The sequence below is a fragment of the Streptococcus sp. k-378 genome (assembly GCF_013277505.1).
GTDB classification, from domain to species: Bacteria; Bacillota; Bacilli; order Lactobacillales; family Streptococcaceae; genus Streptococcus; species Streptococcus pseudopneumoniae.
In genome coordinates this window covers 1-12,548 of sequence record NZ_VMNC01000075.1, presented here as the reverse complement: position 1 = coordinate 12,548, position 12,548 = coordinate 1, and the positions used below count along the sequence as shown (strand labels likewise).

The following is a 12,548-nucleotide window of genomic DNA, read 5'->3' as shown; positions in this document are numbered from 1 at the left end:
TGACTTCGTCAGTTTTATCCACAACCTCAAAGCTGTACTTTGAGCAACCTGCGGCCAGCTTCCTAGTTTGCTCTTTGATTTTCATTGACTATAAAATGGTTTTAATTCTTTTTTTCAAATCTGGCACCACTTCTGACTCAAACCAAGGATTTTTGGCCATCCAGATTTGATTTCGTGGTGAGGGGTGAACTAGTGGAAAATAGGTTGGCAGATAGTCTTTATAGTGTTTCACCCTCTCCGTTACCTTCCCACTGATTTTCTCCTGTAAATAGTAGGCTTGGGCATATTGCCCAATCAAGAGGGTTAACTGAATATCAGGCAATTCCTGTAAGAGCTGCGGATGCCATTTTTCTGCAAAACCTGCTCGCGGCGGAAGATCACCCGACTTGCCATGTCCTGGAAAGTAGAAATCCATAGGCAAAACAGCAAAATAACCTGAATTGTAAAAGGTATCTTCATCCACACCTAGCCAGTACCGCAAGCGATCACCACTTTTATCTTTCCAGTAAAGGCCTGCTTCTTGAGTTTTAAGTCCCGGAGCCTGACCGATGATATTGATGCGAGCAGTTTTTGGCGCTGCAAAGAGAGGCTCAATGCCACGCTCTGTATAGCTGGCATTCTGCGAATCCGCCATGATAGCCTGTTTGATTCTTTCGATTTGAGACATCTACTTTCCCTCCAAAAAGAAGTCCAAGCATAAGATCTCAGACTTCTATCGTTTTATTTGATCAATTCGTAAATAGCTTCGGCATAGATTGCTGCTGCTCGGAAAAGATCATCCAAGGCGATAAATTCATTGGCTTGGTGCATGGTATCAATCGAGTCTGGGAACATAGCACCGTAGGCAACTCCGCGTTCTAGCAAGCGACCAAAGGTTCCACCACCGATGACTTGCTCATGACCTTGTAGGCCAGTTTGTTTTTCATAGACATTCAACAAGGTTTGCACAAGTGGATCTTCCATTGGCACATAGTGAGGGGTATGACCATGTTCTGATAGACTGACAGAAGCAACTGGCAAGTTTTCTAGGATTGACTTGATTTGTTCTGGACTTGTTCCTTTTGGATAGCGGATGTTAAGGGCAATGGTATTATCAGCACTTGTTTCATCGAAGCGGAAGACGCCAGCATTCATAGAAAGAGCACCCATCTTTTCATCCACATGAGCAATCTTGAGATTTTCACCCTCATGATCGTTCAATAGAATTTTACCTGCGATGTCAAGGTAGTCTTTGGCTGGACCAGCAAAGCCAAACTGGCTGAGGAAGAGGGCAAGGTAAGTTGCGCCATTGACACCTGAAGCAGGCATAGCACCATGGGCTGATTTACCAATGATCGTCACCTTGTATTGGCCAGCTTCTTCTTGGAGTTCTCCTCTAAGTTTGTGTTCTGCAACAAAGGCATCTAGTTTAGCTTGCAAGTCAGCTAAATCACCTGAAACGACTGCTGTTGCTGATTCTGGTACCATGTTTTCACGTAAACCACCTGTAAAGCTGTGAAGACGGGCAGCACCTGTATTTTCTCCTGCAAAGTGGAGGTATTCCGTGATATTTCCTTTTTCACCATTGATGATTGGAAATTCAGCATCTGGTGAGAAACCGAAATCTGGTTTGGCAAGTCCTACGTGCTCAAAGTAGTAGTCCATGTCTGCCCAGCCTGATTCTTCGTCTGTTCCAACGATGAAGCGAACTTTCTTAGAAGTTGGAAGGCCCAATTCTTTGATGATTTTCAAACCATAGTAGCAAGCTGTTGTAGGTCCCTTGTCATCTGAAGCACCACGCGCATAAAGGCGACCATCTTTGATAGTTGGTGTGTAAGGGTCTGTGTCCCAACCGCTACCAGCAGGCACCACATCCATGTGGGCAAAGATTCCGAGAACTTCTTCTCCATCACCAAACTCAAAATGTCCTGCGTAGTTATCGACATTCTTAGTTGGGTAGCCATCACGGTCTGCGATTTCAAGGAATTTCTCCAAGGCTTTTACTGGACCAGGCCCAAATGGATGTTCAGCATCAACCTTGCTGTCATCACGTTCTGAATTGATTTCCAAAAGGCTAAACAAGTCAGCCAAGAGGTCTTCTTTGCGTTTTTCTACTTCTGCTGTAAAATCAATTGCTGTCATTTTTTCTTCTTTCTATCTTTTCTCGATGATTTCATCTACTGGCAAGCGGTAGCTTGGTTGCAATTTTTCGTCTGTATAACCCACTGTGATCAAGAGTTCTGGGCGGAAACGGTCTGCGATTTCCAAAACTTCATTAACTTTTGATTTGTCAAAACCAAGGATAATATTGGAACCAATTCCTTGGTCTGTAAGAGCTAGAACCAAGTTCATAGCAACCAAACCTGCATTGAGGGCTAGGTAGTCGCTGACTTGTTGTTCATTGTAGCGTGCAAATTCAGCTGGCAAATTTTTCATGAAGTATTGAAGTTGTTCTTCTGAGAAATTGTTAGCACCACCAACTCGGGCAATCTTACGAGCACGTTTGGCAAGGTCTGTATCCGTAAAGAGGGCAATAGTTACAGGCGCTGATGATACCTGTTCAAAGTTGGAACCGTAAGCCAATTTTGCTAGTTCGGCATTTTTCTCACGTACCACCACAAATTTCCAAGGCTGGCTGTTGTGGGCACTTGGTGCCAAGGTTGCAATTTCGATAGCCGTACGCACATCTTTTGGATCAACTGGCTTATCAGTGAAATGCTTAGTCGCATGACGTTTTTTATTTAATTCAAGAAATTTCATAATCGATTTCCTTTTCTAATTCTACTGCTTCCATTCTACCATAATTTGAAAGAGCTTGCAGGGATTTTTCATGATTAAGTTTTTCTATCACAGACATAAAAGATATATATTGGTTTATCAGGAACATTTCTGATAAACTAGCAAGTACTTTACATTTGAATGGAGACAGTATGAAAAAATTTAGCCTATTACTAGCTATCCTACCATTTTTGGTTGCCTGTGGGAATCAAGCTACACCCAAAGAGACTAGCGCTCAAAAGACAATCGTCCTTGCTACAGCTGGCGACGTGCCGCCATTTGACTACGAAGACAAGGGAAATCTGACAGGCTTCGATATCGAAGTTCTAAAAGCAGTGGATGAAAAACTCAGCGACTACGAGATTCAATTCCAAAGAACTGCCTGGGAAAGTATCTTCCCTGGACTTGATTCTGGTCACTATCAAGCAGCTGCCAATAACTTGAGTTACACAAAAGAGCGTGCTGAAAAATACCTATACTCGATTCCGATTTCCAACAATCCCCTCGTCCTTGTTAGCAACAAGAAAAATCCTTTGACTTCTCTTGATCAAATTGCTGGCAAAACAACGCAAGAGGATACCGGAACTTCAAACGCTCAATTCATCAATAACTGGAATCAGAAACACACTGACAATCCTGCTACTATCGATTTTTCTGGTGAAGATATCGGTAAACGAATCCTAGACCTTGCTAACGGTGAATTTGATTTCCTAGTCTTTGACAAGGTATCCGTTCAAAAGATCATCAAGGACCGCGACCTAGATCTCTCAGTTGTTGATTTACCTTCTGTCGATAGCCCCAACAATTATATTGTTTTCTCAAGCGACCAAAAAGAGTTTAAAGAACAATTTGATAAAGCACTCAAAGAACTCTACCAAGACGGAACACTCGAAAAACTCAGCAATACCTATCTAGGTGGTTCTTATCTCCCAGATCAATCTCAGTTACAATAAGATATACTAAAAGCGATTGGACGAGCCAATCGTTTTTAATTTGCATTGGTTATTTTAGGAAACTCTTACAAAAAATCAAAAAAATTCTTCACATCTTCTACATACCCATGCTTTTCTATTAAGCTTGCTAATAATTCCAGATTGTGCCCCTGATAGTTATCGTCACGACGTAGTTCTTCATACATTTCGATAAAGGGAAGCCCCTTGGACTTGGCCAGTTCTAACTCCGCTTCATAGTCATAAGCGACTTTACGAAATAGGATATTTACCAATTCCCCATCTTCAACTTCTATCACGACATACTGGGCACGGTGATTTTTTAACGCCTCCCAATTAAAATAGGGCATGCCAATCGACCCTGGATTGATGATTTGTTGCCCTTGACTGCCATAACGAAGCAACTGCTTGTGAACATGACCATAGACTGCCACGTCCGTTTCCTCATCGAGGAGTTGGTCAAATTTCTCTGTATCATTCTCAACTAGCAAGTCACCACCATAGTTCTTATTTGGCAAATTATGAGAGATAGAAAAGCGCAATCCGTCAATTTCTTTCTTTTCCAGCAAAGGCAAGCTTCGTAGCCAGACAATCGTTGCAGGATCCATTCGCTCCATCAAAAACTGGGTCAATCGCATGAGCTGGATTTCTTTTGGATGTTCCAAACCGTATTGCCCATCCAAGACCTCAAGGACACAATCATCCCAATTGCCTCGAACACTGGCTGTGATAGGAAGGTCCTTTAGCAGGGCGACCAAGTCATTTGCACCTGGACCAGGTAGAAAAATATCTCCCAGAATCCAATATTCACTGACTCCTTGGGTTTTAGCATCTGCAATCACTGCTTCTAAGGCTGTCGCATTGCCATGAATATCTGATAAAATTGCGATTTTATGGTTCATGATGGTCTCCTTCTGTTTGATAATCTACTCTTTCTTCTGCCACTTGAGGCAAGGTTTCTGTTTCCTGCGAGTTCAACTTCCTCTGCACAGCTTCTGCAACGACTCTAGGCACACCGACTTCGACAATCTCATCCACACTTGCTTCCTTGATTTTGGTCAGAGACTTGAAGTGCCTCATGAGATTTTGCTTGCGTTTAGGTCCCAGACCGTCAATCCCATCCAATTGTGATGAAAAGGAATTTTTGGAGCGCAGTTGGCGATGGAAAGTGATAGCAAAGCGGTGCACCTCATCTTGGATACGTTGGAGGAGGAAAAATTCCTGAGAATTACGAGACAAGTCCACCACTTCCAGCGGATCTCCAAAGAGCAATTCATGAGTTTGGTGCTTATCATTCTTTTGCAGACCTGCAATGGGAATATCCAAGCCCAGTTCCTCTTGGATGACTTGCTTGGCGATATTGACTTGACCTTGTCCCCCATCAATGACAATCAAATCTGGAGAAGTCAAACCTTCTCGTTGTACTCGACCATAACGTCTGCGAATAACCTCACGCATACTGGCATAGTCGTCTGGTCCAACGACAGTCTTGATTTTATACTTACGATAATCTTTTTTACTTGGTTTGCCGTTGACAAAGACCACCATAGCTGAAACAGGACTAGTCCCCATGATGTTGGAATTATCGAAGGACTCGATGCGAACTGGAGTCGGAATTTGGAGCAAACGTCCTAGATTTTCAATAGCTCCTTGGGTCTTTTCGACTGATTTTTCTAGCAGGTTAAATTTCTGCTCCAGACTAACACGTGCATTTTTTATGGCTAGATTGACCAGCTGTTTTTTCTCTCCACGTTGGGGTTTGAGAATCTTGGTATCCACCAAAGCCTTGACAGCTTCTTCGTCAATATCCTGCGGAATCAGTACCTCATTGGGAACTAGGTGAGATTTTTCTTGATAGAATTGTCCCACATAGGTCAAGAAATCCTCATCTGGATCATTGAAGTAGGGGAAGAGATTGACATCGCGCTCGATGAGCTTGCCCTGACGAACAAAGAAAACTTGCACACACATCCAGCCCTTATCCACATAGTAGCCAAAGACATCGCGATTTTGGAGATCCTTAGCCATGACCCGTTGCTTGGTTCGAAGCGTTCCAATAGCCTGAATCAGGTCACGGTATTCCGCCGCACGTTCAAACTCCATAGTCTGAGCCGCCGCTGACATTTTACTCTTGAGGTCATCTATGATTTTATCATCCTGCCCTTTCAGAAAATCAGAAACCTCCTGAGCCATGGACTTGAAATAAGCCTCATCTTTCTTACAGATGGTGTGGGCCATACACTGGCCGATATGGTAGTAAAAACAGACCTTAGACGGTGGATTGGTACACTTTCTAAAAGGGAAAATTCGATCCAGCAACCGCTTAATTTCATTGGCTGCTCCCACATCTGGATAAGGTCCAAAATAAAGACCTCCATCTTTTTTGACCTGACGAGTGATAATCAAGCGAGGATAGCGCTCATTAGTGATTTTGATGAAGGGATAAGACTTATCATCCTTGAGCATGATATTGTACTTGGGCTTGTTTTCCTTGATCAGGTTGATTTCTAGGAGAAGTGCCTCAATATTGGACTCCGTAACGATAAATTCAAAATCCACAATTTCAGACACCAGAGCCTCTGTCTTAGTATCATGACTTCCACGGAAATAGGACCTCACGCGGTTACGCAGATTTTTAGCCTTTCCTACATAGATAATGGTGCCGTTTTTATCCTTGTGAATGTAGCAACCAGGGCTGGTCGGCAAGAGCTCTAGTTTTGATTTAATCAAGTTGTTCATAGTTCCATTATAGCAAAAAAGTAGGGAAAGATTGTTCCCTACTCACTAGTCTCATATATTTTTCGGAGGTTTGTAACATCCTCTTCCTGAATACCATAAAAGGAACCTGCAGGTTGCATCACAGACTTCTCATCTGTATGATCCAAGCCAATCGCATGCCCCAACTCATGTTCTGCCGTATGGACAATGCGCTCATATGAATAGCCAAAGTCTGGATTGGACAGATAATAATGATTCAACCGCACTGTGACAAACAAGAATTGCCCCGTTAAGAGATTGGTCTGACTTTCTGCCTCTCCTGCCACAGGAGTACCTCCGTCATTCATCTCCGTAGCCAAGATATCCGCCTTGCTGGACTCAGTCACGATTTCAAAGTTAAAAGCACCAGTTTGATTCCAATTCTGAATTGCTTCTACATAAGCTTCTTGGAAGTGTGAATCCATCTGGGGATCCAAGTAAATACGAGCAGAAGCCTGTGGCCATCTTCCTTCAGAATGCTGGTGGCTATCTGTCTGATTCAACTTAGGCAGTTGCCCTGTTTTTTCCCATTGGTCAATACTTTGTTGACCAATCTTGACTGACCGCTCTGCTTGCTTTAGCGCTCCTTGAAAATCTCCGTTCAGATACCAGAGAAGTCCGAAAGCAAGAGCACATAAGAACACAACTATCCAAACCAGGCGCCAAAACAAACGCCAAATAAAAGAAAAGAAAGCCCCTATCAAACGAAAAAGCCAGCGCATGTCTCTCCACCTTTCTAGCAAATAAAAATTATTTTACTAAAAGAAGCTGAAAGAAATCTAAATACTGACTTTTTCATCTTAACGTCCTACTATTTTTTTGAGTAACTGGATAGCTTTGTATTTTAAAGGAGATGGATGGTAACGGAAAGTACCTGCTTTGCGTACAATATAGCCATTAAAATTCTGTTTAAAACGCAAAACACCATCACTTCCATCAAAAATCCCTTGAATGCCTAGGAAGTTGTATTTAGGTATTCCACGTTTTATGCTTTCCAACATAACATATTTTTGAAGCAGTGCAGGGGAATAGAATTTATTAAACTCAGTGTAGGAACCACTAAAGAGGTAAGTCGTTTCCTGAGGCATATAAACAAATAAACTCCCGGCTAAAACAATATCTTCTTCTCCATATTTTTCAATCAAGTCTCGCGCTTCTGCTTTTCGAACTTCAAATGTTTCAAATTGACTAGAATATTCTCTCAGTTGATTTTGTTTTTTCTCAGAATGAGGATTTTTACTCAAATCAAGTCGCAACTTGTTCAAGTTTTCTTCTAGTTTACTTTGTTCACCTTGCAATTTGCTCATATAGTCCGAAAAATTTAAGCTTGCTATGAGAAACTCCGCTTGTTCTCCAAAAGTATCATAAAAATGCTCATAATATTCTAAACTTTTATCACTATATTCTCTACGTTCAGAGGTTTCTTTTGTTATATTCTTAAAAATCGATAGTTCTTCACGTTTTAACTTTTTCAACCGAATGCCAAAGGTTTCAGCCTTTTTCACCAAGGGTTTACCCTTTTTGCTAAAACTTTTAAGCAAACTCTTTTCAGTTAATTCAGTTAAATCTTTATAGTATAACCAATCTGGTTCTCCACCTGGGTAACCTCTTGTCAATCCATCAAATTGATAACCTAAATCAGTTAAACCTTGAATGACACTTTTTTTCTCAGCATCTATTGGATTACCTTGGCTATCAAAAGTTTGATAAGTTTCATAAGGTTTTACAAGCAGCTCTAATACACCATTTTGCTTGGCATATTCTTTTAACTCCGCATAAAAAACTGGAAGAGCATCTTGTTGGGTATAAATCGGCCCCGAATTGATCTCCATATGCAGACCACCCAGCATGGGCAAGCTATAAACCAGAGCTGCAACTTGAATCTCTCCTCCTTGTTTCAAAGCAAGATAAACAATTCGAGCCCCTCTTTTTTCTAACAAGTCCCCCATCTGAACAGATTGCATAAAGGAACGAGAAGAAACCTGATCAGAATAAGTACGAAACTCTTCTTTCGTGAGTGTAGTTAGTGCCATATACTTACTTTCTATGTTTTTTTCTTAATGTTTTACGGAAATCAAGAGCAAGTCTTAACAGAGGATAGAGAGGATGGGTAGGAATTGTAAATTCACCCAAGTATTCTTCGATCGTTGGATTAAAATTAGCTTTAAAACGATAGAGTCCACCATCTAAAGCATTCTCGACGCCTCCTAAATTTTGCCATAAAATGCCACGTTCAAAGGAATATCGAGCTGTCTCATACCAAGTCAAAATAGGAGCTTTATAACGTCTAAAATCTTCATCCATTCCTGCGTATAGATTGACAGAAGTTTGTCCGAATTCTAAAGTCAAGGTAGCCGCTAAGGGAACTCTTGCTTGACCTGCATCCATATATTCCTGCAGGAAAGTCAATTCCTCTAACAAACGTTCTTTTTCCTTCTTCTGCGCTTCTACTTTTGAAGTTCGAGTCGAATCAGTAAAGGTCTCTTCCAAGGCTCTGTTTTTCGCTAACTGTTCTTCTAATTCTTGCGAACGTTTAGAGACATCCAAGGTTGCCAAGGTGATGTAGGCCTTGTCCTTAAAATTATCTAACAACTTTTTATAATAGGCTTCATTCCTCAAATGAATCTCTTTCCGCTTCTCGGTTTTTTTCATCAAAAAGGAAAAAGAGTCCAATAATTCAGTTCCACCAAATTGAATCTCTACCCCCTTATTCCGTGCTGTTCGAATAGCCTGTTTTGTTGACTTGGAAAGTTTATCTTCTTCAAAATTTTCCTTGTATATTTTCACCTGAATACGAGGTTGAATGGTGTCTCCCATTTCCTCTGTTTTTCCTGACCACCTTACTCCCATTTGTTGCAAACTATCAATAATAGCCAGATTTTCAGGAAATTCTCTTTTATCTTGATTAACCAAATGTTGAGATAGACAAATGCTTGGATCGAAAGTCACAAAAACCGCTCTCTTACTGCGAGCATAAGACTTAATAGACTGAATGACAAAACTCAAGAGTTCTGTATCCCCATAATCCAATATAGGCCCTCTTGGGATGTAAAACATTTTATAGCCTAACGGAAGAGTTCTAATCAAAATACTAGCTGTCGCCAGTAATTTTTCTTCCCTGTAAACACCAAACTTCTCATGTTGCCAATCAGACTTCACTTCTTCCCAAGCACTACTTTGTAATACATTGGCTAATTCATGTTCTTTGACAAACTGATCATATTCTAATGTGGGAATGCCAATTTGATAACGGTACATTTCCTACTCTCTTTCCTCCAATATCTTATTACTATTCTACTACTTTCGTTTGAAAAGTCTAGTGAAAACAGACTTCCATCATTGTTTTGAAGCCAAGAATAACTATAGATAGTGGTTCATTTATAAAAAACTAACTCAATCTCTCTTCTAATTTGAAATCGATTGGCAGGGTTGCTAGAAACCGTTCCAATTGTTTTTCCCAATAATACCACTCGTGAGTTCCAGCGCTATGGCTATAGGTCACATCAAAACCTAATTTTTTGAGATTTTTCACTGCTAGATTATTGGCTTCATACAAGAAATCCTGTTCGCCACACCACGCCCAAAGTTTGGTCTTTTTATCCGATTTTTTAGCCAGACTTTCAAGAGAATAGGGACTAGTTGTCCAGTCTCTAATCTCTCCAAAAACACCTCTCCAGTAGGCTGGACTTCCCAGATTTTGGCTCTCAGGAGAAAAATCTTGAAAGCTGAGAGCACCTGAAAAACTAGCTGCATGAGAAAAACGATTTGTCGCAAGAGCCAATTTGAAACAGCCGTAGCCTCCCATGGAGAGACCAGCGATAAAGGTCTTTTCACGCTTACTGGTCATATTAGGGAAGAAGCGTTTCAAAACCTGTGGCAATTCCTCTGCTAGAGCCGTGTAGTAGTCAAAACCATATTGGGTATCGGTGTACCAACCGTTGCTGGTATTAGGCATAACAACAATGAGATTAGTCCCCCGAAGCAAGCGTTCTACATTGGTCCGCTTGAGCCAACTATTATGATTGCCAGACATCCCGTGCAAGAGGTACAAGACGGAAATATCTTCACACTCTGGTTCTTCCACTCGATTGGCATCAGGGTAGAGGACATTCACTCCCCACTCCATATCCAAAACTTGTGAGTAATACTCGATTTTCATTACTGCCATGATTTTCTCCTTCTATTTTCCGATAAGAAAAAGCCGAAACTAGACTTTATCTTTACTTATTTCAATGATTATTTTGCTTCCATGACTACTGGTAGAATAGCTGGACGACGCTTAGTTTGATCAAAGAGATACTTGGTCAGATTATCCCGAACCTTGCCTTTAAGATCTGCCCAGTCAAAGTCATCTCCTTGCAGATAGTCTTCTACCGTTTTGTTAATCAATTCTGAACTTTCACGGAGAATATCGCGACTCTTCTTGAGATAAACAAATCCACGCGTGTGAACACGGGCCTTGGCCACAATTTTCTTCTCACGACGGTTAACGGTGATTGCGACGATGAAAATACCGTCCTCTGACAAGACCTTACGGTCACGAAGGACTACATTACCAACATCACCGATAGCATTTCCGTCAATCAAGACATCCCCTGCCGAAACCGCACCAGCTGGGACAAAGTCCCCATTCTCATAAGCCATGCTGGTTCCCTTTTTAGGGATGAAAATGCGTTCTGGCAACATCCCAACTGCCATAGCAGCCTTAGCATGGGCATCCAACTCACGGTATTCCCCTTGAATCGGGAAGAGATACTTGGGTTGCAAGAGATTGATCATCAACTGCAAATCACGCGCATTTCCATGTCCTGACACACGTAAGCTTTGGGTGATCAATTTGACAACACCGCCAGCTTGGTAAATCATGTTTTCCACACGCGCCATGACCGCTTCTTTGGCGATAGATGGAGTCGTTACGATATAGACCAAGTCACCGTCCTTGATTTCCACATAACGGTGACGACCAATTGACATCTTGCGAAGACCGTTGATTGGCTCACCCATACGACCTGTCTCAAGGATAATCAACTCATGGTCTTCAAAGCGAGACATATCTTTTGGCTTAATCAAAAGACTCTCGTTAGCTAGAGACAATTTCTTAAGGCGAATAGCAGTACGGACGATATTTTCAATATCGAATCCTGTCAAGACCACACGGCGGCCTGTTGCATCCGCAGCGTCAAACACCTGCTGGATACGAGAGAGGTTGCTAGCTACCGCTGCAACGATGATACGTCCCTCCCAATCAGAAATGGTTTGAGTGATTTCATCCCCAACTTCACTTTCGCTAGCCACTTGGATATTGCTGTCCGCATTGGCTGAATCACTGAGCAGAGCTAGAACTCCGTCACGACCGATTTCCGCCAAACGAGCAAAGTCTGTCGCATAAGATTCACTAGCTGTCTGGTCAAATTTGAAGTCACCTGTGTAAACGATGCTACCTTCAGCTGTCTTCAAGACAACACCCAGACTTTCTGGGATAGAGTGGGTCGTACGGAAGAAGGACACCACAGTCCCTCCAAAATCAATCTCCGTATCTTCATCGATAACATGGAAATCATTGAATTTCTTAACTGTGTCATTTCCTTTGACAAAGAGTTTGGCCAACTCAATGGTCAACTCAGAGCCAAATACAGGTACCTTGGCTTCAGCCAATAGATAAGGCAGAGCACCAATAGCATCCGCATGTCCGTGGGTCAAGAAGACGCCAGCGATACGGTCACTGTTTTCAAAAAGGTAGTCCATATTTGGAATGACCACATCCACCCCTAGTTGTTCATTTTCAGGATATTTCAGACCTGCATCCAAAACGAAAATAGATCCATCGATTTCAGCCATATACATATTTTTCCCGTTTTCACGTACACCACCAAGTGTTGTTAAACTGATATTACTCATTTTTCCTCCGAAAGCTTCGTTTATCTTGATTATAGGGTCGCTTGCCCTCTTATTCTAAAAGCACTATTACTTTTATACTCTTCGAAAATCTCTTCAAACCACGTCAGCTTCGCCTTACCGTATGTATGGTTACTGACTTCGTCAGTTTCATCTACAACCTCAAAGTCGTGCTTTGAGCAGCCTGCG

General features: G+C 41.8%; 11 protein-coding genes. 1 reads left to right on the top strand and 10 read right to left on the bottom strand.

The features are described from left to right. Positions 1-88 precede the first annotated feature (88 nt). Genes HT719_RS07960 through HT719_RS07950 form a run of 3 tightly spaced genes read right to left on the bottom strand, consistent with a single transcriptional unit; the run spans position 89 to position 2,739 of the window. Positions 89-667 (bottom strand): uracil-DNA glycosylase family protein, encoded by a 579-nt coding sequence (locus HT719_RS07960; protein WP_023933440.1) that lies wholly within the window; start codon positions 665-667, stop codon positions 89-91. 53 nt (positions 668-720) lie between these two features. Then, positions 721-2,121 (bottom strand): dipeptidase PepV, encoded by a 1,401-nt coding sequence (gene pepV / locus HT719_RS07955; protein WP_050146792.1) that lies wholly within the window; start codon positions 2,119-2,121, stop codon positions 721-723. 12 nt (positions 2,122-2,133) lie between these two features. Further along, positions 2,134-2,739 (bottom strand): nitroreductase family protein, encoded by a 606-nt coding sequence (locus HT719_RS07950; protein WP_050223148.1) that lies wholly within the window; start codon positions 2,737-2,739, stop codon positions 2,134-2,136. A 170-nt stretch (positions 2,740-2,909) separates the two neighbouring features. Here HT719_RS07950 and HT719_RS07945 point away from each other — a divergent pair, with 170 nt between their 5' ends. After that, the gene (locus HT719_RS07945; protein WP_166731615.1) at positions 2,910-3,710 is read left to right on the top strand and encodes an amino acid ABC transporter substrate-binding protein; all 801 of its coding nucleotides are present in this window, start codon (positions 2,910-2,912) and stop codon (positions 3,708-3,710) included. Positions 3,711-3,775: 65 nt separating this feature from the next. Here HT719_RS07945 and HT719_RS07940 read toward each other — a convergent pair whose 3' ends face one another. From HT719_RS07940 to HT719_RS07910, 7 genes are all read right to left on the bottom strand, one after another. After that, entirely contained in the window at positions 3,776-4,609 is an 834-nt protein-coding gene (locus HT719_RS07940; protein WP_172928806.1) for a metallophosphoesterase family protein, read from the bottom strand. Further along, positions 4,599-6,446, bottom strand: coding sequence for an excinuclease ABC subunit UvrC (gene uvrC / locus HT719_RS07935; RefSeq protein ID WP_172928804.1), 1,848 nt, complete (start codon positions 6,444-6,446; stop codon positions 4,599-4,601). Before uvrC ends, HT719_RS07940 begins: the two co-directional genes overlap by 11 nt. Before the next feature lie 38 nt (positions 6,447-6,484). Further along, complete coding sequence (locus HT719_RS07930; protein ID WP_172928802.1) at positions 6,485-7,186, bottom strand: M57 family metalloprotease; 702 nt, start codon at positions 7,184-7,186, stop codon at positions 6,485-6,487. 78 nt (positions 7,187-7,264) lie between these two features. Beyond that, positions 7,265-8,497 (bottom strand): peptidoglycan bridge formation alanyltransferase MurN, encoded by a 1,233-nt coding sequence (gene murN / locus HT719_RS07925; protein ID WP_023940927.1) that lies wholly within the window; start codon positions 8,495-8,497, stop codon positions 7,265-7,267. A 4-nt stretch (positions 8,498-8,501) separates the two neighbouring features. Beyond that, positions 8,502-9,722, bottom strand: coding sequence for an aminoacyltransferase (locus HT719_RS07920; RefSeq protein ID WP_172928800.1), 1,221 nt, complete (start codon positions 9,720-9,722; stop codon positions 8,502-8,504). Between the two features lie 130 nt (positions 9,723-9,852). Continuing rightward, positions 9,853-10,632, bottom strand: coding sequence for an alpha/beta hydrolase family protein (locus HT719_RS07915; protein WP_172928798.1), 780 nt, complete (start codon positions 10,630-10,632; stop codon positions 9,853-9,855). 68 nt (positions 10,633-10,700) lie between these two features. After that, positions 10,701-12,362, bottom strand: coding sequence for a ribonuclease J (locus HT719_RS07910; RefSeq protein ID WP_023939006.1), 1,662 nt, complete (start codon positions 12,360-12,362; stop codon positions 10,701-10,703). Positions 12,363-12,548 lie beyond the last annotated feature (186 nt).